The sequence below is a fragment of the Curtobacterium sp. BRD11 genome, assembly GCF_031844345.1.
GTDB lineage: Bacteria > Actinomycetota > Actinomycetes > Actinomycetales > Microbacteriaceae > Curtobacterium.
Map to the genome: position 1 here is coordinate 269,483 of NZ_JAUZUZ010000003.1, position 23,514 is coordinate 292,996.

Sequence of the window (23,514 nt, forward strand, 5' to 3'; positions counted from 1 at the left end):
CACGGCGAACTCGGACCCGGAGCGGGCACACTCGACGAGGCCCGCCCGTGCCCCACGCGGCGCGCGGGCGGACACCAGAAGGGACCAGCATGACCACGCAGATCGTCATCCTCGCAGCGGGGATGGGCAGCCGACTCGGTCGGAGCCTGCCGAAGCCGCTGACCGAACTCAGCGACGGCCGCACCATCATGCAGCAGCAGTTCGACAACATCCGAGCCGCCTTCGGCTCGAGCGCCCGCGTCACGATCGTCGTCGGCTACAAGTCCGAGTACATCGTCGAGGCGTTCCCCGAGGCGAACTTCGTCTACAACGAGTCCTACGACTCGACGAACACGTCGAAGAGCCTGCTGCGCGCGCTCAAGGCGACCGGCAAGAGCGGCGTCCTGTGGATGAACGGCGACGTCGTCTTCGACCCGCGCGCCCTCGTCCGTGCCGCGGACATGATGGACCAGGACCGCTCGTTCGTCAGCGTCAACACCGAGAAGGTCTCCGACGAGGAGGTCAAGTACACGGTCGACGCCGACGGCTGCATCAAGGAACTCTCGAAGCGGGTCGTGGGCGGACTGGGCGAGGCCGTCGGCATCAACTACGTCTCCTCGCGCGACAAGCAGGCACTCATCCGCCAGCTCGGCCGCGTCGACGACCAGGAGTACTTCGAGGGCGGCATCGAGGCTGCCATCGCCGAGGACGGGCTACGCTGGTCGCCGATCGACATCTCCGACCTGTACGCGGTCGAGATCGACTTCGCCGAGGACCTCCAGCGCGCGAACGACCTGTTCGCCTGAACCACCGTCAGGACCCCCTCGGCGGTTCCGCCCGGAGGGAAGCCGCGTGACCACAGCGAGTGCGCCGACCGCGCCCGCGACGACTGCATCGACGTCGTCCCGGAGCGCCGGTCGGCGGTACCGCCAGGCACTCTGGCTGCTGACCGTGCGGGACCTGCGCGTCCGGTACTCGACGTCCGCGCTCGGGTACCTGTGGTCGATCCTCGACCCGCTGGTGATGTCGGCGATCTACTGGTTCGTCTTCACCCAGGTCTTCCACCGGGGATCGGTGGGCGAGGAACCGTACATCGTCTTCCTGCTGTCGGCGTTGCTGCCGTGGATGTGGTTCACCGGAGCGGTGTCGGACTCGACGCGGGCCTTCACGAAGGAGGCGAAGCTGATCCGGTCGACGACGATCCCCCGGAGCATCTGGGTCGCCCGGGTGAACGCCTCGAAGGGCATCGAGTTCCTGCTGAGCCTGCCGGTGCTCGCGGTCTTCGCGATCGCCGCCGGTGCGCACCTGCACTGGGAACTGGCGCTGTACCCGCTGGCCATCGTGCTGCAGTGCGCCCTGGTCTACGGGATCGGGCTGATCGTCGCACCCCTGGTCGTCTTCTTCCGTGACCTGGAACGCGCCGTGAAGCTCGTCCTGCGGTTCCTGTTCTACGCATCGCCGATCATCTACGGCACGCAGGCCCTGCCCGACCGGCTGCACGACATCGCCGCACTGAACCCGCTCAGCGGTATCTTCGGCCTGTACCGCTCCGCGTTCTTCCCCGGCCAGCTCGACTGGCTCGAGGTCGGCGTGTCGGTGGTGGTCACAGCCGTGGTCCTCGCCGTCGGTCTCGTCGTGTTCCGCCGGAGCGAGCACCGCGTCCTGAAGGAGCTGTGATGACCGCGACCGACCGGACCGCGCCGTCCACGAGCGTGGCGCCCGTGATCTCCGTGCGCGACGCCGGGATCCGGTTCAAGCGCAACCGCCGCGCGAGCCGGAGCTTCAAGGACCTGTTCGCCGGGAGCAACCGCCGCAAGCGCGCGGACGAGTTCTGGGCGCTCCGCAACGTGTCGTTCGACGTCCGACCGGGCGAGGCCATCGGCGTCGTCGGACGCAACGGTCAGGGGAAGTCCACCCTGCTCAAGCTCGTCGCGCAGGTCATGCTGCCGGACGAGGGACGGATCCGTGTCGATGCGGGTGTCGCTCCGCTCATCGAGATCACCGGCGGCTTCGTCGGCGACCTCACCGTCCGGGACAACGTGTACCTGACAGCGGGTCTGCACGGGATGTCCCGGGCCGAGATCCGCGACGCCTTCGACGAGATCATCGACTTCGCCGAGATCGGCGACTTCGTCGACACCCCCTACAAGCACCTGTCGAGCGGCATGAAGGTGCGCATCGCGTTCGCGGTGATCTCGCGGTTGGACGAACCGGTGATCCTGGTGGACGAGGTCCTGGCGGTGGGTGACAAGAGCTTCCGCGAGAAGTGCTACAAGCGCATCGAGGAGCTGCTGTCCGGTGGCCGGACGCTGTTCTTCGTCTCGCACAACGACAAGGACCTGCGTCGCTTCTGCGACCGGGGGCTCTACCTCGACAAGGGGCGTCTGCAGCTCGACGACACGATCGAGGCAGCCCTGGCGCGGTACGCGGCCGACCACGGGGCCTGAGCTCCGCTCCTCCACACCCGGGCCCCGCCGTCCCCTCGTCCACAAGCCGAGGCACCAGCGCACTCCCCCGGGCTCCCGACGTCGGCCCCTCCCCCTACCGTGGCCCGCATGCACCACCCACCCACGGCCTACGCAGTCCCGTTCACCGTCGACCGATCCTGGGCACCACGTCGCTACGACCTGGTGAACACCGGGCCGGAGCCGCTCCACGCGATCTCCCTCACGCACCTCGGCAGCGGGTACTGCCCGCCGCTGGCGGTCAACCGTCTCGACCCGGGTCGATCCCTGTCGATCGCGGTGTTCGGCGCCGACCCCGAGCAGACCGGCATCGTGGTCGTCCGGTGGCGGCGCCCGGACCGTTCCGAGTACCTGTGGCGGATGTCACTCGTGGGCGACCGTCTGGTCGGCCTCGCGTCGTGACGACCGCAGGGTCAGCCCTCGCCGCGCTCCCGGGCGACCTCGTGCCAGCGCGCCACGAGACGGTCGACGGCAGCGTGCAGCCGGCGCGTCGCGACGCCGGGTGTGGTGTCGCCGAAGTACCGCTCGACCCAGTGCTGCAGCGTCGCGAGCTCCTCGGCGTCGTTCGCGGCGGCGTCCACCCGCGCGACCACGTCGGCGGCGTCCTCGGCGAGCAGCCAGTTCGCGGCGCCGAGGTACCCGCGCTCGTCCACGTCGGCCTCGGGTGCCGCAGGACGCGTCACGAGCAGCGGCTTGCCGACGGCCAGTCGGTCGTAGATCATCGCGCTGATGTCGGTCACGGCGACGTCCGCGTCCGCGAGCTGCCACCCGAGCTGCGGGCCGTCGTCGTACACGTGGTGCGCAGACGGGTCGGCGGCGTTCGCGGCGGTGATCGCGGCGACGATGCGCTCGTGGGCAGCACGGTAGTCCTGGTCGAGCACGCCGCTGCGCGGGTGCGGCCGGTACACCAGCCGGTGTCGACCGGTCGCGAGCAGGCGCTCGGCGAGCTCGACCCCGTGCGACGCGATCGAGCCGTACGCGGCGGCGGCGCGGTCGCCCTCCCACGTGGGCGCGTAGAGCACCACGGTCCGGTCGTCGTGGGGGTACGGCACCGCGCCGGCGAAGTGGTCGGCCTGCGGGCGTCCGATGGCGATGGTGCGGCGGTCCACGTCGTAGTCCCACAGGGCGGCACGCAGGCGGTCCCGGGCGGCGTCTCCCGCGATCAGGGCGTAGTCGTACGCCTTGAACTGGTTGGTGGTCATGTACATCTTGTCGCTCTCGCCGTGGTTGACGAAGACGTGCCACATGCGCCCGTACCGCATCATCTGGAAGTTGCGGGCGTTCTGGTTGACGTACAGGACGATCTTCGGTGCCTGCTCCTCGACGAACCGTTCGAGGTCGACGACCTGGCGGGCGTACACCGCCGGGACGGGCGACTCGTCGAGCAGGGTCGTCATCGTGCCGGGGCTGCGGGAGATGATCGCGACGGGGTGCTCGCGGGCGAGTTCCGCCAACGGCGCGTACCACTGCCGGAGCTGGTACATGTTCACCTTGCCGTCGGCGAAGTAGACCGCGACCTCGATCGAGCGCGGTGCGAGCTCCGGGACCTCCGGGAGCCGGCGGTCGAGCTCCCGCCGGTTCTGACGGGCACGCAGCAGGCGGCGGGCGAGACGGATCGCGGTCCGGACGTCCTTGGTGATCGGCATGGTGGTCCTCAGGCTACGGGCGGTTGCTGGGCGGTGTGCTCGGCGACGACGGCAGTGACGAAGGGTGTGGTGCGGGCAGCGACGGGGTGCTCGACCGCGGACGCCCGGTCGGGGCGCCGGGACGTCCGGGCGGCGGAGTCAGACGACGGGTGGCCGACCGGCCAGCGTCATCCGGGCGATGGTCAGCCACCCCATGGGCCGCGACGGTCCGCAGTCCGCCGTCCAGCCCTCCCGGATCCCCGCGAACCACGTCCGCAGGCGCACCGGGTGTCGCCACCAGCGAGCGATCTGGATCGCGGCCCACGACCCGACGTAGACGGGTCGCAGTGCCACCGGCAGGTTGCGGCGTGCCAGGAACACGCGGTTGCGGGCGTTCAGCCGGACGTACTCGGCGTGCCGGGCGGGGTCGATCGCCGGGTGGTGCGCGACCAGGTCGCCGGCGTACCAGGCGCGTCGACCGGCGTCCCACACACGCCACGCCAGCTCGATGCCCTCGTGCGCGTAGAAGTACGGTGCACCCCACCCGCCGACGGCGCGGTGGACGTCCATCGGCAGGAGCACGGCCCCCTCCCACACCGAGAAGACCGGCGACGAGTCGGTCGCAGCGCCCTTGCGGATGCGCGGCACCCAGCGACGGGGGTTCGCCGATCCGGTCGGATCGACCACCCGCGGCTGCACCAGGCCGAGCGACGGGTCGCGTTCGAGCAGTGCCACGGCGTCACGCAGGAAGGTCGGCGACGGGATCGACGCGTCGTCGTCGAGGAAGAACACGTAGTCGCCGTCGACGACTGCTGCTCCGGCGTTGCGACCGGCGGGGATCCCGACGTTCTCGGGCAGCGCGAGCGCACGGACGCCCTCGGGCAACCCCGTCGGCTCCCAGCCGTTGCCGACGCACACGACGTCGAGCTCGACGTCCTGCTGCGCGAGCACGCTCGTCAGCCCACGGCGGAGGTCGTCCGGACGGGTGCCCTGGGACAGGCTCACGACGGCGATGCGCGGGCGCTGCCGGTGCGGGACGGCGTTCCGACGGTGGGTCCCGGGCAACGCCTCCGGTGTGGCGCCCGTCGTCGCTCCCGAGGTCATGCCCGCACCCGCTTCGACGAGATGATGGCGACGAAGTGACCGGCCGTGGCGAGGACGGCGAGCGGCAACAGCGCCCCGACCAGGACCCGGTCGACCAGCGGGCTGCCGACGACGAGCCCGAGCAGTGCGAACACGAACGCCAGGATGGTCAGCTCGACCGAGTGGTACAGGCGGTGGAAGGGCAGGAAGCGTGCGAAGCGACGCAGCGTCGCCAAGCGCCGCCCGGACGGGGCCGTGCCGGCGTCCCGGCGGTCGACGAGCTTCTCGAGCCCGGCGTTCGCGCGGGCGACGTGGACCATGTCGTTGAGCGCCTTGTTGAGCACGATCACCAGGCCGAGCGCGCACCCGATCGTCGTCCACATCCAGTCCGCGCCGTGGACCGGCCAGGTCGCGGCGCGGACGCCGAGCGCGATCGGGATGAGTCCCTCGGTCGTGTAGTGCCCGACCTTGTCGAGGAACACCCCGGCGGGCGACCGGGTGCCGCGCCACCGGGCGACCTCACCGTCACAGCAGTCCACGAGCATCTGCAGCTGACCGAGCACGAGTGCGAGCAGTGCACCCCAGATGCCCGGGATCAGCAGCGCGGCGGCGACGCTCCACCCCACCAGGATCATCAGGCCGGTCACCTGGTTCGCCGAGACCCGCGTCCTGAGCAGCACCCAGGTCAGGTACGGCGACACGTCGCGCAGGTAGAGCGACGCCGTCCAGTGCTCGGCGTTCGCCCGCGAGCGGACCTCGTCGGGTTGGGCGACCGCACGGAGTTCGGCGATCGAGGTCGGGCGGGCGCTGCCGCGGCCGGTGGTGTCGTCGGTCAAGGGGTCAGGTCACCGTCCCGTGTGCGTGGTCAGCTCGGAGGTCCGGGTCAGGAACCCGATGATGAAACCGATGCCCCAACCGACGTGGATGCAGGGCAGCACGACGATCAGCCAGAGCATCGTGGGCAGCCCGGAACGCCGCGCCACGAGGACGGCGCCGAGCACGACGAAGAGCAGGTAGACGGCGGGGACGACGAAGCCCAGCGCCGCCCAGGCGACGGGCGACCCGAGCACGGCACCGACGATGCCGACGAGTCCGGCCACGATCCCGAGCGCCATCGCCACGACCATCGCCGGGGGCGCGAAGTACCGCAGGCCGTTGTTCGCCGGGAAGCGTCGGGCGAGCTCACCGCGCCACAGGCCCGTCGCGACGAACTGGCGCACCAGTCGTCGGAGGCTCGGCCGCGGCCGGTAGGTCACCACGAGTTCCGGGGTGAACCACACCGTGCCACCGGTCTGGCGCAACCGCCGGTTGAGTTCCCAGTCCTGGCCGCGCTTGATGCCCTCGTCGAAGAGTCCGACCTCGAACAGCCGGTCGCGTCGGAACACCCCGAGGTAGGCGGTCTCGGCCGGACCGGCCTTGCCACCGACGTGGTGCGGTGTCCCACCGAGGCCGACCCGGCTGCCGTAGGCGAGGGCGACAGCACGCTCGAACGGCGTGCGGCCCTCGGCGTGCATGATGCCACCGACGTTGTCCGCACCCGACTCGAGCAGCACGCGGACCGCGATCCGGGTGTAGTCCGACGGCAGCACCGAGTGGGCGTCGACCCGGATCACGATCGGGTGCACCGATGCTCGGATGGCGACGTTGAGCCCGGCGGGTGTGGAGCCGACGGGGTTCTCGATGGCCCGGACACGAGGATCGGCGGCGCTCATCTCGGCGACGAGTTCGTTCGTCCCGTCGATTGACGGTCCGAGCGCGAGGATCACCTCGAACGGACCCTCGTAGTCCTGCTCCAGCAGGCTCCCGACCGCCGCACGGACCTCGGTGACCTCGTTGAGCACCGGCATCACGTACGAGACCCCCGGCAGGGGCTGTCCGTCTGTCTGCATGCGGTCCTCGGGGTCGTGGCTGACGCGCGGAGCGCACCGTGGACCGGTACCGCCCCGGAGAGCAGCCATGAGCCTATCAAGCGGCCGGAGCACCCACCTGCGTCGGACCCGCCAGGGCGCCGACCGGCGGACCGCACCACGAGCCGCGGCGTGGCCGGACGACGGACGGGAGGCGCGGTGCCAGCCGGCACCGCGCCTCCCGTCCGTCGCTGGTCGCGTCAGCTCTTGTAGGTCCCGAGCGTGACGTCGGCCTCGCGCGTCTGACCGTCGCGGACGTAGGTGATCGTCGTCTTCGCACCGCCGGCGAAGAAGCGGACCTGCGCGGTCAGGTCGGTGGCGTCCGCCACCGATGCCGAGCCGATCTTCGTCACGACGTCGCCCTTCTGCAGACCGGCGTCCGCCGCCGCTCCGCCGGACGACACCGACTTGATGAGCGCACCCATCTGGGTGGCGTTCGCGTCCTCGGAGGCGTCGCCGACCGTCGCGCCGAGCAGACCGTGCGTCGCCGACCCGTTCTCACGGATCTCGTTCGCGACGCGCTGGACCAGGTTCGCCGGGATGGCGAAGCCGACACCGATGCTGCCCGACTGCGCGTCGGAGGACTGGGAGCTGCCCGCGCTCGCGATCGCGACGTTGATGCCGATCAGCTTGCCCTTCGAGTCGAGCAGGGCGCCGCCCGAGTTGCCGGGGTTGATCGACGCGTCGGTCTGGATGACCGGCAGCGAGACGGTCGTCTTGGTGGAGGATCCGCCGTTGCCCGGGAACTCGAACGGGCTGTCGCCGTTGCCGCCCTCGTTCGAGTCGCCGCCCTGGCTGGGGGCGCTCGAGGCGACCTGGATGCTGCGGTTCAGGGTCGAGACGATGCCGTCGGTGACGGTGTTCGACAGGCCGAGCGGCGCGCCGATCGCGACGGCGGTGTCACCGACGTTGAGCTCGGAGGAGTTCGCGAAGGAGATCGGCTTGGTGCCGGTCGCGTCGATCTTGATGACCGCGAGGTCGACCGTCGGGTCGGTGCCGACGAGCTTCGCCGGGTAGATCCTGCCGTCGGACGTCGTGACCGTGATCGTGCCGTTCGAGCTGTCACCGTCGAGGGTCACCACGTGGGTGTTCGTGACGATGTACCCGTCCTTCGTGAAGAAGACACCGGAGCCGGTGCCGCCCGCGGAGCCCGAGGAGACGTTGATCGTGACGACGGACGGCGTCGCCTGCGCGGCGACCGCGGTCACGACGGTGGCGTTGTTGTAGTCGTTGACCGTGAGGTTGCCGCCGTTCTGCGACGAGCCGGAGCCGATCACGGTGGTGCCGCCGCCCTGGGCTGCACCGGCCGCCCAACCGGCGCCGCCGCCGACCAGGCCGGCGAGCACCAGACCCGCGACGATCGGCAGGACGAGCTTGTTGCGGCCGCCCTTCCCGTTCGCGGTCGTGCCCACTGCGGCACCCGTGGCGGTCCCGGTCGCCGCACCCGCGGCAGCGCCGCCGAAGTAGTGGCCGTTGCGCTGGTTCGAGCCGTCCACGTCGCCGAAGGCGCTGGCGGACGAGGGGGCCTGGGCGGAGCCGGGGTACGAGGCGCTCTGCGGTGCGCCGTACTGCGAGCCGACCTGCGGCGTGCCCTGGGCGTACTCGCCGTAGCGGGGCTGGCCCTGGGACCGGCCGTACTGGTCCTGACCGTACGGGGTCGGGTTCTGGGTCTGGCCGTACTGGCTCTGGCCGTCCTGGCCGTACTGGCTCTGGTCGTACTGGTTCTGGCTCTGGCCGTACTGGTTCTGGCTCTGGCCGTACTGGTTCTGGCTCTGGCCGTACTGGTTCTGGTCCTGGCCGTACTGGCTCTGGCCGTACTGGCTCTGGTCCTGGCCGTACTGGCCCTGGCCGTACTGGCTCTGTCCGTACTGGCCCTGGCCGTACTGGCCCTGGTCCTGGCCGTACTGGCCCTGGCCGTACTGGCTCTGACCCTGGCCGTACTGGCTGTGCCCGTACCGGTCGTCGTCCTGGCCGTGGGCGCTCTGGCCGGACGCGCTCTGTCCGTCGCCCCGCCCGTGGTGAGCGTTGTCGGAGCCGTAGGGGCTGGCCTGCTGCCCGGCATCGCTGCCGTCGCGGTCGCGGTCGATGGTCGGGTAGGGCGCGGTGTAGCGGTCCGTCGTGGTGTCGGTCCCCGCAGCGATGACGTCGGTCTCGGCCCCGTGGGCGTCGTCGATGACGTCGGTGTGGTCGTGGTCCGTACGGCGGTCGGCGGGCTGTCCGGAGACGTCCTGCGTCGACGTGCCCTCGCCGGAGGTGGCGCGCGAGGCGTCCTCGGCTGCGGCCCGGTGGTCGGTTTCCTCGGGGCGGTTGTCGTCGCCCTGGCCGTGTGGCGTGGTGTCGGTCATGCTGGACGTGCTCCTTTCAAGCTCGTGCAGTCTTCCGGACCCACCTGAGCGGTGCTCCTGCTGGCGCTGCAAGCGACCTATGGCGATCTTATGCGTGGGCTGTGGACGCGTTCCCGGTCTCGCGGCGCCGGGTGACCCGCAGGACGCGCACTGCCGATCCGTCCGACTAGGTTGGGGCCTCCAGGCCGTCGACCCGCGCCGCGCGCACCGGAGGGACCACCATGCACCGCAACGGACCCTGGCTCCGAGCTGCCGAGGGAGCGATGCTGCTCGGTCCCGACGGTGTCCCTGCGCCGACCGTCTTCGCCGAGATGAGCGCGCTCGCTGCCGCCACCGGCGCCGTCAACCTCGGCCAGGGCTTCCCCGACCAGGACGGCCCGGTCGAGGTGCTCGACGCCGCGGTCGACGCGATCCGCCGCGGTGTGAACCAGTACCCGCCCGGCCGCGGGGTGCCGGAGCTCCGGGAAGCGATCGCCGAGCACCAGGCGCACTGGTACGGGCTGACGGTCGACCCGGACCGCGAGGTCCTCGTCACCGCCGGCGCGACCGAGGCCCTCGCCGCGACGCTGCTCGCGTTCGTCGAGCCGGGCGACGAGGTCGTCACCTTCGAGCCCTTCTACGACGCGTACGGGGCGCTGATCCGTCTCGCCGGCGGCACCCACGTCACGGTTCCCCTGACGGCACCGGACTTCCTGCCGGACGAGGACACCCTGCGTGCCGCGTTCACCGACCGCACGCGGGTCGTGCTGGTGAACACACCGCACAACCCGACCGGGCGGGTCCTCCCCCGCGAGGTCCTGGCCACCGTCCTCGAGCTCGCCGAGCGGCACGACGCCCTGGTCGTCACCGACGAGGTGTACGAGCACCTCACCTTCGGCGCACCGCACGTCCCCGTCGCGACCCTGCCCGGTGCAGCGGACCGGACGATCACGATCTCCAGCGCTGGCAAGACCTTCAGCACCACCGGCTGGAAGATCGGCTGGCTCACGGCGGCACCCGCACTCGTCGAGGCCGTCGTCTCGGTCAAGCAGTACCTGACGTTCGTGAACGGGGCTCCCTTCCAGCCCGCGGTCGCAGCCGGGCTCCGTCTGCCCGACGAGGTGTTCCACGGGATCGCGCGCGAGCTGTCCGAGAAGCACGAACTGCTCGCGGGCGGACTCCGCGCGTCGGGCTTCGAGGTGATGCACCCGGACGGTGGGTACTTCGTCCTCGCGGACACCGCACCGCTCGGGTACGACGACGCCCGGGAGTTCTGCCTGCGGCTCCCCGGACTCGCCGGGGTCGTCGGCGTCCCCGTGTCGGCGTTCGTCCGACCGGAGCGCGCGGCGGGCTACCGGTCGCTCGTGCGCTTCGCGTTCTGCAAGCGCCGCGACGTCCTGTCCGAGGCGGTCAGCCGCCTCGCAGCCCTCGCCCCGACCCACTGACCGGGAGTCGGGCCCGCAACCGCCCCCACGGCGCACTCCGTGCTCCGGTGCGCCGCACCCGACGTGCACGTCCGCCACCGTCCCGCGCGGACCAGCCGAGCGGGCCTCTTCTGCACTTCTCGCCGCACCGAGCCGCCGTTTCCGCCCGATCGGCGAGCGCTGATCGCCCGGTCACCGCGAGCGGGCCTTCTCTGCACGTCTCGCCGCACAGAGCCGCCGTTTCCGCCCGTCCGGCGAGCGCCGGCCACCCGGTCCCCCAGCCACCGCGAGCGGGCCTCTTCTGCACGTCTCGGCGCACCGAGCCACCGTTTCCGCCCGTTCGACGAGCGCCGGTCACCCGGCCACCCGGTCTCCCGGCTTCCGATCACCGGGTCATCGCGAGCGGGCCTCTTCTGCACATCTCGGCGCACCCAGCCGCCGTTTCCGCCCGTTCGACGAGCGCCGGTCACCCGGCCACCCGGTCCCTTAGCCACCGCGAGCGGGCCTTCTCTGCACGTCTCGCCGCTCCCAGCCGCCGTTTCCGCCCGTTCGGGGAGCCCCGGTCCCCCAGCCACCGCGAGCGGGCCTTCTCTGCACGTCCCGCCGCACTGAGCCGCCGTTTCCGCCCGTCCGGGGAGCGCAGCTCGTCGTGCCGACACCGGCCGACGCCGGCTGTCCCCGCGAGCGGGTCGTTCCTGCACCCTCCGCACGCGGCTCTCCCGGTTCCGCCCGTTCGCCGTCGTGCGCTGGTCCGCGCGGCTCGTCTGGTTGCAGCAGAGGACGAACACGACCGCACCAGGGCCCGCGAGCGGGCGGAATCGAGGGCGGAGCTCGCGCCGCGATGCCGGTTCCGCCCGCTCGGGGAGACAGACCGTGCGGTAGAGGCCCGGGCGGGCGCAGCCTGTGCGGCGCGGGCGCGGGCACAGTCCGTGCCCGTGCGGGGCGTGCGCTCAGCGCGGGTGCACGTCGAACCGACGGAGCGCGAGCGAGGGGTTGACCGCACGGACCGCCTCGGTGGTCGCGGTGTCGATCGTCGCGACGACGGTGCCGGGCTGGGCTCCGCCGGCGGCGACCGCGACACCGGCGGGGTCGATCACCACGGAGTCGCCGATACCGATCGGCCCGGTCTGACCGACCCCGACGACCCAGACCGTGTTCTCGATCGCACGGGCGGTCAGCAGTGTGCGCCAGTGGTGTTCCTTCCCGGGGCCGCGCACCCACTCGGCCGGCAGGACCACCGCATCGGCTGCGCCGACCTCGGGTGCGGCCAGGCGCCGGGTGACCTCGGGGAAACGCAGGTCGTAGCAGGTCTCGAGGCCGATGCGGACCCCGCCGAGCTCGAACACCGGCAGCTGGTCGGCATCACCCGACTCGATGCGGTCGGACTCCTTCGACCCGAACGCGTCGTACAGGTGCACCTTGCGGTACGTCGCCGCGATCGATCCGTCGGGCAGCACCGCGACCAGGGTGTTCCGGAACCGTCCCGGCGTCCCCGCGGTCTCGGCCACACCCACGACGAGCGCGATGGCGTGCTGTCGCGCGATCGCCCGGAGCCCGGTCACGAAGGGCCCGTCGAGCGGCTCGGCGGCGGCGACGAACCGGTCGTCGATCTCCGCGCTGAAGTACGACGTGTACTCGGGCGTCACGAGCAGGTCGACCCCGCGCGCGGCGGCGTCCTCGGCAGCGGCCTGCACGGTGCGGAGGTTGGCTGCCGTGTCGTCGACGGGAGCGAACTGCGCGGCGGCGACGGTGAGGGTTGCCATGGCCCGAGCGTAGCCGCGGCACGTCCTCGCTGAACGCAGCGGCGAGGACGACCGGCGCGACGAGCACGACCAGCACGACCAGCACGACCAGCACGACCAGCACGACCAGCACGACCAGCAGCCCTCGCACGTCCGGGTGGAACGACGAAGGCCCCGGTCCGAGTGGACCGGGGCCTTCTTGTGACGCTTGGTTGCGGGGGCAGGATTTGAACCTACGACCTCTGGGTTATGAGCCCAGCGAGCTACCGAACTGCTCCACCCCGCGGCACATCCAATAGCCTACACACCCCGGTGGCGGGGCACAAATCGAGTGCCCCGCCACGGCGTGTCAGTTGCCGTTCTCGGCTTCGGTCGCGGCCTCGATGGCGTCCTGCAGGCGCTTGTCCGCCTCGGCCGCAGCGACCAGGTCGTTGTCGGCGTAGGCCTTCTGGCGGTCCTGCAGCGCGCTGCGCGCGTCGGCCAGGGCCCGGTCGAGCGCCTGGTTGCCGGTGTTGCTCGACGAGCTGCCCGAGCCGCCGGAGGAGGACCCTCCGGACGACGAACCGGAGTCACCCGAGGAGTCGGACGATCCCGAACCCGAGTCGGACGAGCCCGAGCCCGACGAGCCCGAGCCCGACGAACCCGAGTCCGACGAACCGGTCGAACCCGACCCGTTCGCCGCGCCCTGGTCACCGGCGGCAGCACCGGAGTCACCGTCGAACAGCTCGTTGAGCGCCTGGTCGAGGGTGTCCTCGAACGCGATCTTGTCGCCGAAGGCCACGAGCACCTTCTGCAGCAGCGGGTACGAGCCACTCGAGGTCGACTGGACGTAGACGGGCTGGACGTAGAGGAACCCACCGCCGACCGGCAGCGTCAGCAGGTTGCCCTGCTTCACGGTCGAGTTGCCCCGCTTCAGGATGTTCAGCTCCTGCGACACGGTGGTGTCACCGTTGAAGAGGCTCTGCACCTGCGCCGGACCCGGGATGTTGTCCGTCTTCGGCATCGTCAGCAGCGTGAGCTTGCCGTAGTTCGACGCCTTCTCGCCCTTGCCGGCACCACCCGCGTCGGAGTCCACCGCCAGGTACCCGGTCAGCACGTTGCGGTTGTTCGCTCCGGCCGACTGCTGCGGGATGTAGGTCGTGTACAGCGAGTAGGCGGTGTCCTGCCCCGGCACCTTCATCGTCAGGTAGTACGGGTCCTGCAGGTTGCCCTGCGACGCCGTGGTCCTGGTACCGAGGGCGTTCGTCGTCGTCTGCGACACCGTGTCCGAGTTGGCCTCGGAGTCGGTCGTGCCCGTGGTGGTCTCCTGCGGAGTGTTCCACGCGTCGTCACCCGAGTAGAACGAGTTCGCGTTCGTCACGTGGTACGTGCCGAGGATCGAGCGCTGCACCTTGAACAGGTCGGTCGGGTAGCGCACGTGGTCGAGGAGTTCCGCGCTCATCTGCGAGACCGGCTGCGTCGACGTGGGGAAGATCTTCTGCCACGTCTTGAGCACCGGGTCCTCGGTGTCCCACGCGTAGAGCGTCACCTTGCCGGTGTACGCGTCGACGGTGGCCTTCACCGAGTTGCGGATGTAGTTCACCTGGTCCGTGCGGAACGCCGACGAGTCGGTCCCGGCGACCGTGTCCGACAGGCTCTGGCTCTGGGAGTACGGGTAGGCGTCGCTCGTCGTGTAGCCGTCGACGATCCACTGGATGCGGTGGTCGACGATCGCCGGGTACGCGTCACTGTCGAGCTTCAGGTACGGAGCGACCTTCTGCACGCGCTGGATCGGGTCGCGGTCGTACAGGATCTGCGAGTCGCGGTTCACCGCGTCCGACAGCAGGATCTGCTCCGACTGGAACTTCGCCGCGTAGACGAGGCGGTTGAAGAACCCGCCGAGGCTTGGTCCGCCGTCGCCCTGGTACGTCGTCGTGGCGTTGCCGCCGTCGCTGTCGTCGGAGCCGGCCGGGTAGTCGAGCTCGATGTTCTTCGAGCCCTCGGGTCCGCCCACGATGGAGTACGGCGGCGAGGTCTCACCGAAGTAGACACGCTCCTGGTAGTTGCCGAGCTGCCCGTTCGACGGGATGCCGGACTCGAGGAACACCGGCTTGCCGTCGCTCGCGCGCTGGTTGCCGTAGGCCGCGGTGACACCGAAGCCGTGGGTGTAGACGAACGTCCGGTTGTACTGGGTGTTCGCCTGCGAGCTGAGCCCGTCGAGGTCGATGTCGCGGACCGCGATGACGGTGTCCTCGGTCTGGCCGTCGATGTCGTAGCGGTCGACGTCCAGCTGGTCGGGGAACTGGTAGTACTGCCGGTACTGCTGCAGCTGGCTGAACGTGTCCGAGACGATCTTCGGGTCGATCAGACGGATGTTCGCCGTGGTCTGGGCGTCCTGCGCCAGCGCGCCGGAGCTCGCCTCGGTCGTGGCGTCGTAGTTCTGCTCCTGCACCCCGCTCACGCCGTACGCGTCGCGGGTGGCCTTGATGTTGCGCTCGATGAAGGCCGACTCGTAGGTCCGCTCCGACGGCTTCACCTGGATGCGCTGGACGATCCAGGGGTAGATGCCGCCGATGACGATCGCCGCGACGAGCAGCAGCCCGGTGCCGACGATCGAGATGCGCCAGCGGCCGATGACGGCGGTGACGATGAAGAGGATCGCGACGATCGCCGCGATGCCCGCCATGATCTCACGCCCCGGGATGACGGCGTTGACGTCGGTGTACTGCGCACCCGTGATGAGCGGGTTGTCCTTCGTCAGCGCGGCGTACTGGTCGAGCCACAGGCTGACGGCCTGCAGCGCCACGTAGACCGCTGCGGTGACGGCGAGCTGGACGCGTGCGGCCTTCGAGATGCGGACCTCGCGCCCGCCGAAGCGCAGCGCGCCGTAGAGGTAGGTCGCGGCGAGCGCGGCGATGCCGGCGATGAGGACGACGGCCGACGAGTACGCCACGATCGAGCGCCAGAACGGCAGCTCGAACACGTAGAACCCGATGTCCAGCCCGAACTGCGGGTCCTTCTGGCCGAACGGGGTCCGGTTGAAGTACTCGAGCACCATGCTCCAGCGACCGGCGGTCGCGAGCCCGGCGAACAGGCCGAGGACGACCGGGATGCCGATCATGACCGCGCGGCGCAGGGGCTCGATGACCTGCTGGTAGCGGTCGAGCTGCGAGTTGAGCTTGGCGTAGACCGGGCGGAAGCGGAAGGCGAGCGCGATGCTCACGTAGACCGGGACCGCCATGCCGAGGAACCCGGCCACGAACATGAGCGTGCCCGCGATCCAGCGCGTGGTGAGGACCTGCTGGAACCCGAGCTGCGCGAACCACGCGTAGTCGGTGTACAGGCTGGCGAAGATGAAGAAGCCGATCACCAGTGCGGCCAGCACGATGATCGTGACCACGATCGGGACCCGCGGCGAACGCCGCCCAGCAGTGCCCGAGGTGGACGAGGTTGTCGTCACTTGATGTGCTCCAGACGTGTCGGACCGGCGGGCCCGGCGCGCCGGGCCGTCAGTGCTCCGATCCTATTGGTCCGGACCGACAGTGAAACTGTACGGGGACTCAGGAAGGCGAGCCGAGCCTCCAGGCCGGTCGGCCGGGAGGCGCGGATCGCGTCGAGCGCACACGTCGCGCCGTGCGGGTGGCCGGGTCAGGAGCCGCAGCGTGCGAGCCCGGCGGTGCTCTTCCCCGCGGCGATCGTCTCGAGGTCGGTGACCGCCTGGTCGAGCGTGGCGACCTTGTAGACGTCGAGTCCGTCCGGCACGTGGCCGACGACCTCGTCGCAGTTGTCGGCCGGCGCCAGGAACACGGTCGCACCGGCGTCCTTCGCGCCGTAGAGCTTCTGCCGGATGCCACCGATCGGGCCGACCTCGCCGTCCGCGGTGATCGTGCCGGTGCCCGCGACGTGCTTCCCGCCGTTGAGCTCGCCCGGCGTCAGCTCGTCGATGATCCCGAGCGCGAACATCATGCCGGCGGACGGGCCGCCGACGTCCTGCAGCGCGATCTTCACGTCGAAGGGGAAGTCGTACCGTTCGGTGACGCCGACCCCGAGGAGCGGGGTCCCCTGCTCCTCGCGGGGGGTGACCTCGACCTGCTCGCGCTTCCCGTCGCGCAGCAGCGTCACCGTCGCCGGCGACGAGGTCCCGTGCTCCGCGACCGCCGCACGGAGCGACGCGGCGTCGACGTTCTCGGTCAGCTGCTCCCCGTCGAAGGCCGTGATGACGTCGCCCTCGCGGATGCTGCCGTCCGCAGCGGAGCCCTCCTGCACCGTCCCGACCCGGAGCTCGGTCGGCAGGTCGTGGCCCTGGTGGATGAGCGCGGCGGCGACGGCGGACTGCTGCGACGACCGCATGTCGGCCTCGTCCTGCTGGTTCACCTGCTCGGTGGTGGTGCCCTCCGGGTAGACGGCGCTCGCGGGGATGACCGCCTCGGAGCGCGAGAACAGCGCGCGGATCACGCTCGTCCACGACGGGCGGTTCGTGGCGTCACCCTGGATGCCCACGGTGAGCATGTCGAGCGCGCCACCCGTCGGGTACGTCTCCGCCCCGTCGATCTGGATGAGCTCGACGTCCTTCGCGTCCTTGCCCTGCCCCTGCCGCTGCGTGCCGATCGTGTTGTAGACCGGCCCGGGCACCTCGATCAGGTAGGGGCTCGGCAGGAAGCTCGCCAGGAGTCCGAGCACGACCGCGCCGATGACGAACGCCCAGCCGACGGTGCGTGCACGGGAACGGCGACGGGGCGCGGGGGCGAAGAGGGTCACGGACGTCCTTCCACGGGCGGGGCGCCCGCGGGTGCGGGCGGTGCACCCGCGCGCTGGCGGGTCGGTCGCCCGCGTGCTCGCAGGCTGTTCGCCCTCGGCGCAGCGGTCCGGGCGTCCCCTCGGGAGCATCCCGGGCGCGGCCCCGTGAGCAGCGGTTAGCGTAGTCGTCATGCCTGATCAACCGCAGCCGGGGCCGGACGACGACTTCCAGGAGATGCTGCGCAAGCTGCTCTCCGGAGAGGGGCAGATCGACCCGTCGCAGCTCGCGGGCGCGGCCGGACTGCCGAACGACCCGGCGTTCGTGGCGAACCTGATGAGCCAGCTCCAGCGCGCGGCGCAGTCGGGCGGGGACGGCATCGACTTCTCGGTCGCGTCCGAGCGTGCGACCGCGATCGCGCGTGACGGCGGACACCCGGTCGACCCGGCGACCGCCCAGGCCTCGGACCAGGCGTTCCAGGTCGCCGCGCTCTGGCTGGACGAGGCCACGAGCGTCCCCGAGCTCACCGCGACGCCGAGCCTGTACACGCGGGAGCAGTGGGCGAAGGCCACGACCCCGGTCTGGGCGCAGATCGCCGAGCCGGTGGCGCTGAGCATCGCGAACGCGCTCACCGAGGCGATCGACCAGCGCGCGCCCGAGCAGCTCAAGGCCATGCTCGGCGACGTCTCGAAGGCGATGCGCGGCGTCGGCGGCGCCCTGTTCGCGATCCAGCTCGGCCAGGTCGTCGGGCAGCTGTCGAAGGAGGTCGTCTCCGGCGGCGACGTCGGCGTGCCGCTCCTGGACGAGCAGGTCGCCGCACTGCTGCCGCAGAACGTCGCCGAGTTCGCCGAGGGCCTCGACGTGCCCGAGGACGAGGTCCGGATCTACCTGGCCGTCCGTGAGCTCGCGCACGCCCGGCTCTTCCGCTCCGCCCGCTGGCTCCGGCTGCACATCATCTCGTCGATCACCGACTACGCACGGGGCATCCACATCCCGTTCGACCGGGTCGAGGAACTGGCCTCGGAGATCGACCCGACCAACCAGGAGCAGCTGCGCGACGCACTCGCGTCCGGGGCGCTCATCCCGCCGCGCACGCCCGAGCAGGAAGCCGCGCTCGGCCGGCTCGAGACGATGCTCGCGCTCGTCGAGGGCTGGGTCGACACGGTCACCGCCGCCGCGACGGTCCGGCTGCCGAAGTCCGACGCGATCGCGGAGATGGTCCGCCGTCGCCGTGCCGCCGGTGGTCCCGCCGAGTCGGCCTTCGCCACGCTCGTCGGCCTCGAGCTGCGCCCCCGCCGACTGCGCGAGGCCGCTGCGCTCTGGCAGCGCGTCACCGAGGAGTTCGGGGCCGAGGAGCGCGACGCCCTGTGGTCGCACTTCGACGCCGTGCCGACGTCCGAGGACGTGGACGACCCGGACGCCTTCGTGCTGCGGCTGCGGAACCCGGGTCGCTCCGCCGAGGACGACGCGTTCGACAAGGCGCTCGAGGACCTGCTCAACGACGCCTCCGGCGACCGCCCGCGCGAGGACGAGAGCGGCGGCATCGAGGACGAGGGCGGCCCCGCGGACGACCGCGCTGCGGGCGACGACACCCCCGGCGCCGGACCCCGCTAGTTCTCCACAGATCGTGACGGCCGGTCCCCACGGGGCCGGCCGTTCCGCCAGCGTGGGTGCATGGGCATCCGCATCGACCCCACGCTCGAGTTCGTCTGGCGCGACCCGGGGACCGTGCAGCTCGGCGTCGACCCGCCGCGCGCCGTCGTCCCCGTCCCGACCGTGGCCGAGGAGCGCTTCCTCTGCGCGCTCCGGCGGGAGACGAGCCGCGACGCCCTGACCGCCCTCGCCGGGACTACGGGGTGCAGGCCCGAGGTGGCGGCCCGCGTGCTCGGTGACGCCTCCCCCGCCGTCGTCGACGTCCTGCCCGAGCCGCTCGCCCGGGTCGAGGTCCACGGGGACGGCGTCCTCGCCGACACCGTCGCTGAGATGCTCTCCGGCGAGGGCGTGACGGTGGCCCGGACGGCCGCGCCCCGCGGTGGGCCGGTCGTGCTGCCGGACCCGACCCCCGCACTCGCGGTGGTCGTCGTCGACCACGTCGTCGACCCGGCGCTCCGGTCGGCGTGGGCGCGGCGCGGGACCCCGCACCTGTCGCTCGTGGTCGGCGACGGACGGATCCGGCTCGGGCCGGTGGTCGTCCCGGGCGACGGCCCGTGCCTGCAGTGTGTCGAGTACGCCCGCGTGGACGAGGACCCGGCGTGGCCCGCGCTGGCCGCCCAGGTGTGGGGTCGGCCGGCAGCACCGCTGTCGCCCTGGCGACGCGCAGCGGTCGCGTCGGCCGCGGTGCGGTTGCTCGTGCAGCGCCTGCCCCTGCGGACCCAGGTCCCCACGACGGAGCAGGTCGTCTTCGACCGCGACGACCTGACGGTCAGCCTGCTGCCGGTGGCACAGCACCCTCGGTGCGCCTGTCGAGCGCTGCCAGGAACCGACTCGGCGCCCGGGCGCCCCCGCGCGTGGAACCCTGCCGTGACCACGTGACGGTGACCGAGCGACGCGCGCGGGTCAGCCCGACGTAGAACAGCCGGCGCTCCTCGTCGACCTCGGCGTCGGTCGTGGCGTGGGAGATGGGCAGCAGCCCCTCGGCGGCGCCCACGACCACGACGTGGGGCCACTCCAGACCCTTCGAGGAGTGCATGGTGGCGAGGGTCACGGCGTCGAGCTCCGGCTCGTGGTGGGTCGCCGCACGGTCGACCAGGTCCTGCGTGAACTGCTGCATCGTCGTGCCGGCGGGCGCGGCCTCGGCCAGGCCCATGACCGCCTGCAACGCCTCCCACTGGTCACGGACCGCGCCGGTGCCGTCCGGCGGCGTCGGGGTCCAGCCGCTCAGCTGCAGCACGAGCCCGACCCGGCGGGTGAGCTCGTCGTCGGTCTGCCGGACGGCCTCGCCGCGCATGTGGTGCACCGCGAGCTTCACCTCGGGCCGGTCGAAGAACCGCGTGCCGCCCTGCACCCGGTACGGGATGCCGGCGCGACCGAGGGCGGACTCGAGCGCGGCGGACTGCGCGCCGACGCGGAAGAGCACCGCGCAGTCGCCGAACGCCGCTCCCGACGCCACGAGCTCGCCGATGCGACGGGCGACGGTCTGCGCCTCGTCGCCGTCGTGCACGCAGGGCAGCACCTCCGGCTCCGGGCCCCGCTCGGCGGACTGCGCGACGAGGTCGAGCGCACCGGGCTGCCCGCGCATCAGGGTGTTCGCGGCGTGCACCACCTCGGGCGTCGACCGGTAGTTCCGTTCGAGGCGCACGACCGACCCGCGGGGGAACTCCGACCCGAAGCCCAGCAGGTACCGGCTCGACGCGCCCGCGAACGAGTAGATCGTCTGGCTGGCGTCACCGACCACGCACACGTCGTCGCGGCCGCCGAGCCACGCGCGCAGCAGGTCGTGCTGCACGGGCGAGACGTCCTGGTACTCGTCCACGACGAAGAACCGGTACTGCTGTCGGACGTACGAGGCCACCCGCGGCTCCGACTCGACCATGCCGAGCGTCGCGAGCAGGACGTCCTCGAAGTCGAGTTGCCGACGGTCGTCCTTGAGCTGCTCGTACGCCTTCATGAGGTCGATCACCCGCCGGGGCGGGGTGTCCCGCGGCATCACCCGGTCGGCCGCAGCGGCCTCGTACTCGTCGTAGGTGAGCATCTGCACCTTGCGCCACTCGACCTCGGCCGCGAGGTCGCGGAGCACCGGGGTGTCCACGTGGATCCCGACCGTGTCGGCGGCGTGCGCGATGACCCGACCCTTGGACTCCACGATGCGCGGGGCGTGCCCGCCGACGGTGTCCGGCCAGAAGTAGCTGAGCTGTGCCATCGCCGCGGCGTGGAAGGTCCGCGCCTGGACCGTCCCGGCGCCGAGCGCGCGCAGCCGCGACCGGAGTTCCCCGGCCGCCCGTGTCGTGAAGGTGAGCGCGAGGACGTGGTTCGGCGAGTACGTGCCGGTCGCGACCCCGTACGCGATCCGGTGGGTGATCGCCCGGGTCTTGCCGGTCCCTGCGCCGGCGAGCACGGCGACGGGGCCGAGCAACGTCCGGGCCACGGTCTGCTGCTCGGCGTCGAGCGCCGCGAGCAGTTCGTCCGGCGACGGCGGGCGCACCGGTGCGGCACCGGTCGCCGCGCGGGGATCGGTCACGGCACGTCCAGCGGCCCGCCGTACCACTCCTCGATGATCGCGCGGGCGATCGACGTGCGGCCGGGCAGCAGCAGGGTGTCGCCGGCACGCTCGCGGACCTCGTCGCGCGAGAACCACCGGACGTCGAGGATCTCGACGCCGTCCGGTCGAGCGGTCGAGGGATCGCCGTCCACGGCGCGTGCGCGGAAGCCGACCATGAGCGACGCGGGGAACGGCCAGGGCTGCGACCCGAGGTACTCGGGCTCCTCGACGCGCACGCCGGACTCCTCCCAGACCTCGCGGCGGACGGCGTCCTCGAGGGACTCCCCCGGTTCGACGAAGCCGGCGAGCAGCGAGTAGCGGTCGGCGTCCCACGCGGCGTTCGACCCGAGCAGGATGCGGTCGTCGGCGTCGGTGACCCCGACGATGATCGCCGCGTCGGTCCGCGGGAAGAGCTCGTGCCCCTCGGGGTCGCGGCGGACCCACCCGCCGCTGACGACGTCGGACGGCGAGCCGGTGCGCGGGGAGAACCCGTGCACGGCGTGCCAGTTCGCCATCGCGACGGCCTCGACCGCGAGGCCCTGGTCGCGGGCGGACAGCTCGGTGCCGAACATGCGCAGGCTCGACCACGCCTCGTCGTCGGGCTCGATCGCGGCGGCGGCCGTCGCGTCGAGCAGCGCGGCGGCGAAGCGCGTGCCGGCAGGAGCGTCGGCGGCGTCGGTGACCGCTCGGCCGAGGTAGAGCGTCACCGCGTGCTCGGGCACCGCGTCGGCGCCCACGAACCGGAGCGCGCCGTCGGCGTCACGGAGCAGCTCGGCACCGCGGACGGGCAGCCACCGGGTGTCCGGGTCGGCCCGCAGGACGCGGTCGAGGTCGGGGGTGGTCCGGAACTCCGCGTCGCGGTCGAGTTCGTTGCGGGACAGCGGGAGTCTGGCGGCGAACTCGACGGTCACGGCGGGGTGCTCCTCGATCGGGACGGGCTTCTCAACGGGACCCTGTGCACGGTGCCCGGGCTTGCACAGGCCAGCGTGGCGTGCGCTCCGGCACCGGACGCGGACCTACCCTGAGGGGCATGGCGGGATCCCAGTTCACTCTAGCCGCGTTGGCGACCACGGCCGTTCCCGGTCTGGTCGTCACGGGCACGCGCACACTCGGCTCGGCCGCCTCCGGTGACTACGAGTCGGCCGTCCTCCGCGACGCGGACGGCGCGCTCAGTGCGATCCGTCGCCCGCGCAACCAGCGGGCCGAGGCCCGGCAGTCCGCGGACCTCGTCGCGATCCGTGCCCTGAGCGCCGGCATCCGTTCGCGTCTGCCGTTCGCCGTCGCCGAGTACCGCGGTCAGGCGCCGATCGGTTCGACCCGGGCGATCGTCACGACCTACGTTCCGGGCACCCACCCGACGCTGCGCGACCTGACCGAGCGTCCCGACCTCGCGACCGCCGTCGGCCGTGCCGTCGCGGCCGTCCACCAGCTGCCGACGAGCTTCGTGACGGACGCGGGACTGCCGTCGCTCACCCCGTTCGAGGTCCTGCGCTCCGCCGTCTCCGTGATGGACCGCGCGGTCGCCACGAAGCTCGTGCCCGCCGCACTCGTCGAACGGTGGGAGGGCGCTGCGCGCGACCAGCAGCTCTGGCAGTTCACCCCGACGGTCGTGCACGGCGCGCTGGGCACCGGGGTCGTCCTGGTCGACGGCGACTCGGTCACCGGCGTCCTCGACTGGGGCGAGCTCCGACTCGGCGACCCCGCGAAGGACCTGGCATGGGTGCTCGCCGGTCACCGCGACGCCTTCGACACCGTGATCAGTGCGTACGAGGCGAACGGCGGGGGTCGGGACCGCCAGCTCGCCCAGCGCGCCCGCGTCCACCACGAGCTCGAGACCGCCCAGTGGCTGCTGCACGGCGTGCAGGCGAAGAGCACCGAGGTGGTCGACGACGCGGTCGCGATGATGCACCGACTGGTCGACGCCGTGCAGACCCCGAGCGCGGCGCCGCTGCAGTCGGTCTCCCCCGAGACGATGGAGATCGGCGAGGTCGAGCAGTTGCTGTCGTCGACCGAGCGTCGACACGGCTGACCCGGCCACCGCCCCGTCCGTCGC

General features: G+C 71.7%; 18 protein-coding genes and 1 tRNA gene. 8 read left to right on the forward strand and 11 right to left on the reverse strand.

Annotated features, from left to right (window positions below; translation table 11 throughout):
* Positions 1-89 precede the first annotated feature (89 nt).
* The 4 genes from Q9R28_RS09165 (at position 90) to Q9R28_RS09180 (ending at position 2,846) form a co-directional block, all read left to right on the forward strand.
* Positions 90-785, forward strand: a complete 696-nt coding sequence (locus Q9R28_RS09165; protein ID WP_066652912.1) for an NTP transferase domain-containing protein — start codon at positions 90-92, stop codon at positions 783-785.
* A 46-nt stretch (positions 786-831) separates the two neighbouring features.
* The gene (locus Q9R28_RS09170; protein WP_251154730.1) at positions 832-1,656 is read left to right on the forward strand and encodes an ABC transporter permease; all 825 of its coding nucleotides are present in this window, start codon (positions 832-834) and stop codon (positions 1,654-1,656) included.
* Complete coding sequence (locus tag Q9R28_RS09175) at positions 1,656-2,426, forward strand: ABC transporter ATP-binding protein (RefSeq protein ID WP_271825987.1); 771 nt, start codon at positions 1,656-1,658, stop codon at positions 2,424-2,426. Before Q9R28_RS09170 ends, Q9R28_RS09175 begins: the two co-directional genes overlap by 1 nt.
* A gap of 108 nt (positions 2,427-2,534) precedes the next feature.
* Complete coding sequence (locus Q9R28_RS09180; RefSeq protein ID WP_251154728.1) at positions 2,535-2,846, forward strand: hypothetical protein; 312 nt, start codon at positions 2,535-2,537, stop codon at positions 2,844-2,846.
* A gap of 11 nt (positions 2,847-2,857) precedes the next feature.
* On the opposite strand, the gene Q9R28_RS09185 is transcribed toward Q9R28_RS09180, so the two are convergent.
* The 5 genes from Q9R28_RS09185 to Q9R28_RS09205 all read right to left on the reverse strand — a co-directional run bounded on the left by Q9R28_RS09185 (position 2,858) and on the right by Q9R28_RS09205 (position 9,404).
* The gene (locus Q9R28_RS09185) at positions 2,858-4,090 is read right to left on the reverse strand and encodes a CDP-glycerol glycerophosphotransferase family protein (RefSeq protein WP_311205934.1); all 1,233 of its coding nucleotides are present in this window, start codon (positions 4,088-4,090) and stop codon (positions 2,858-2,860) included.
* 138 nt (positions 4,091-4,228) lie between these two features.
* A complete protein-coding gene (locus tag Q9R28_RS09190) occupies positions 4,229-5,173 on the reverse strand; it encodes a glycosyltransferase (RefSeq protein ID WP_311205935.1) in 945 nt (314 codons plus the stop codon).
* Positions 5,170-5,988 (reverse strand): CDP-alcohol phosphatidyltransferase family protein, encoded by an 819-nt coding sequence (locus Q9R28_RS09195; protein WP_209683599.1) that lies wholly within the window; start codon positions 5,986-5,988, stop codon positions 5,170-5,172. The genes Q9R28_RS09190 and Q9R28_RS09195 overlap by 4 nt, the downstream gene beginning before the upstream one ends.
* Before the next feature lie 9 nt (positions 5,989-5,997).
* Positions 5,998-7,041: a glycosyltransferase family 2 protein gene (locus tag Q9R28_RS09200; RefSeq protein WP_251154726.1), complete on the reverse strand. Its 1,044-nt coding sequence runs from the start codon at positions 7,039-7,041 to the stop codon at positions 5,998-6,000.
* A 218-nt stretch (positions 7,042-7,259) separates the two neighbouring features.
* Positions 7,260-9,404 (reverse strand): trypsin-like peptidase domain-containing protein, encoded by a 2,145-nt coding sequence (locus Q9R28_RS09205; RefSeq protein ID WP_311205936.1) that lies wholly within the window; start codon positions 9,402-9,404, stop codon positions 7,260-7,262.
* A gap of 221 nt (positions 9,405-9,625) precedes the next feature.
* Here Q9R28_RS09205 and Q9R28_RS09210 point away from each other — a divergent pair, with 221 nt between their 5' ends.
* Positions 9,626-10,828 (forward strand): aminotransferase class I/II-fold pyridoxal phosphate-dependent enzyme, encoded by a 1,203-nt coding sequence (locus Q9R28_RS09210; protein ID WP_311205937.1) that lies wholly within the window; start codon positions 9,626-9,628, stop codon positions 10,826-10,828.
* A gap of 929 nt (positions 10,829-11,757) precedes the next feature.
* Here the strand turns inward: Q9R28_RS09210 and Q9R28_RS09215 are convergent.
* From Q9R28_RS09215 to Q9R28_RS09230, 4 genes are all read right to left on the reverse strand, one after another.
* A complete protein-coding gene (locus Q9R28_RS09215; protein WP_066652896.1) occupies positions 11,758-12,570 on the reverse strand; it encodes a carbon-nitrogen hydrolase family protein in 813 nt (270 codons plus the stop codon).
* A gap of 188 nt (positions 12,571-12,758) precedes the next feature.
* Positions 12,759-12,835 (reverse strand) — tRNA-Met (locus Q9R28_RS09220).
* 63 nt (positions 12,836-12,898) lie between these two features.
* The gene (locus Q9R28_RS09225) at positions 12,899-15,928 is read right to left on the reverse strand and encodes a UPF0182 family protein (RefSeq protein WP_311205938.1); all 3,030 of its coding nucleotides are present in this window, start codon (positions 15,926-15,928) and stop codon (positions 12,899-12,901) included.
* A gap of 248 nt (positions 15,929-16,176) precedes the next feature.
* Complete coding sequence (locus Q9R28_RS09230; RefSeq protein WP_311205939.1) at positions 16,177-17,286, reverse strand: S16 family serine protease; 1,110 nt, start codon at positions 17,284-17,286, stop codon at positions 16,177-16,179.
* Positions 17,287-17,455: 169 nt separating this feature from the next.
* On the opposite strand from Q9R28_RS09230, the gene Q9R28_RS09235 reads away from it, so the two are divergent.
* Positions 17,456-18,877, forward strand: a complete 1,422-nt coding sequence (locus Q9R28_RS09235) for a zinc-dependent metalloprotease (RefSeq protein ID WP_066652890.1) — start codon at positions 17,456-17,458, stop codon at positions 18,875-18,877.
* Between the two features lie 60 nt (positions 18,878-18,937).
* Positions 18,938-19,795 carry a hypothetical protein gene (locus tag Q9R28_RS09240; RefSeq protein WP_311205940.1) on the forward strand — a complete coding sequence of 286 codons (858 nt, stop codon included), beginning with the start codon at positions 18,938-18,940 and terminating at the stop codon, positions 19,793-19,795.
* Here the strand turns inward: Q9R28_RS09240 and Q9R28_RS09245 are convergent.
* Both Q9R28_RS09245 and nudC read right to left on the reverse strand, forming a co-directional pair.
* Positions 19,686-21,440, reverse strand: a complete 1,755-nt coding sequence (locus Q9R28_RS09245) for an ATP-dependent helicase (RefSeq protein WP_311205941.1) — start codon at positions 21,438-21,440, stop codon at positions 19,686-19,688. The two genes, Q9R28_RS09240 and Q9R28_RS09245, sit on opposite strands and share 110 nt — an antisense overlap.
* Positions 21,437-22,372, reverse strand: coding sequence for an NAD(+) diphosphatase (gene nudC / locus Q9R28_RS09250; RefSeq protein ID WP_066652885.1), 936 nt, complete (start codon positions 22,370-22,372; stop codon positions 21,437-21,439). The genes Q9R28_RS09245 and nudC overlap by 4 nt, the downstream gene beginning before the upstream one ends.
* A 119-nt stretch (positions 22,373-22,491) precedes the next feature.
* Here nudC and Q9R28_RS09255 point away from each other — a divergent pair, with 119 nt between their 5' ends.
* Positions 22,492-23,490 carry a phosphotransferase gene (locus Q9R28_RS09255; RefSeq protein ID WP_066652883.1) on the forward strand — a complete coding sequence of 333 codons (999 nt, stop codon included), beginning with the start codon at positions 22,492-22,494 and terminating at the stop codon, positions 23,488-23,490.
* The last annotated feature ends 24 nt before the right edge of the window (positions 23,491-23,514 follow it).

What these genes read in the sequence shown, in the direction of transcription:
- Q9R28_RS09190 (WP_311205935.1), bottom strand. Translation starts at nt 5,173, where the DNA reads ATGACCTCGGGAGCGACGACGGGCGCCACACCGGAGGCGTTGCCCGGG.
- Q9R28_RS09185 (WP_311205934.1), bottom strand. Translation starts at nt 4,090, where the DNA reads ATGCCGATCACCAAGGACGTCCGGACCGCGATCCGTCTCGCCCGCCGC.
- Q9R28_RS09165 (WP_066652912.1), top strand. Translation starts at nt 90, where the DNA reads ATGACCACGCAGATCGTCATCCTCGCAGCGGGGATGGGCAGCCGACTC.
- Q9R28_RS09200 (WP_251154726.1), bottom strand. Translation starts at nt 7,041, where the DNA reads ATGCAGACAGACGGACAGCCCCTGCCGGGGGTCTCGTACGTGATGCCG.
- Q9R28_RS09235 (WP_066652890.1), top strand. Translation starts at nt 17,456, where the DNA reads ATGCCTGATCAACCGCAGCCGGGGCCGGACGACGACTTCCAGGAGATG.
- Q9R28_RS09205 (WP_311205936.1), bottom strand. Translation starts at nt 9,404, where the DNA reads ATGACCGACACCACGCCACACGGCCAGGGCGACGACAACCGCCCCGAG.
- Q9R28_RS09255 (WP_066652883.1), top strand. Translation starts at nt 22,492, where the DNA reads ATGGCGGGATCCCAGTTCACTCTAGCCGCGTTGGCGACCACGGCCGTT.
- Q9R28_RS09175 (WP_271825987.1), top strand. Translation starts at nt 1,656, where the DNA reads ATGACCGCGACCGACCGGACCGCGCCGTCCACGAGCGTGGCGCCCGTG.
- Q9R28_RS09180 (WP_251154728.1), top strand. Translation starts at nt 2,535, where the DNA reads ATGCACCACCCACCCACGGCCTACGCAGTCCCGTTCACCGTCGACCGA.
- Q9R28_RS09240 (WP_311205940.1), top strand. Translation starts at nt 18,938, where the DNA reads ATGGGCATCCGCATCGACCCCACGCTCGAGTTCGTCTGGCGCGACCCG.
- Q9R28_RS09215 (WP_066652896.1), bottom strand. Translation starts at nt 12,570, where the DNA reads ATGGCAACCCTCACCGTCGCCGCCGCGCAGTTCGCTCCCGTCGACGAC.
- Q9R28_RS09210 (WP_311205937.1), top strand. Translation starts at nt 9,626, where the DNA reads ATGCACCGCAACGGACCCTGGCTCCGAGCTGCCGAGGGAGCGATGCTG.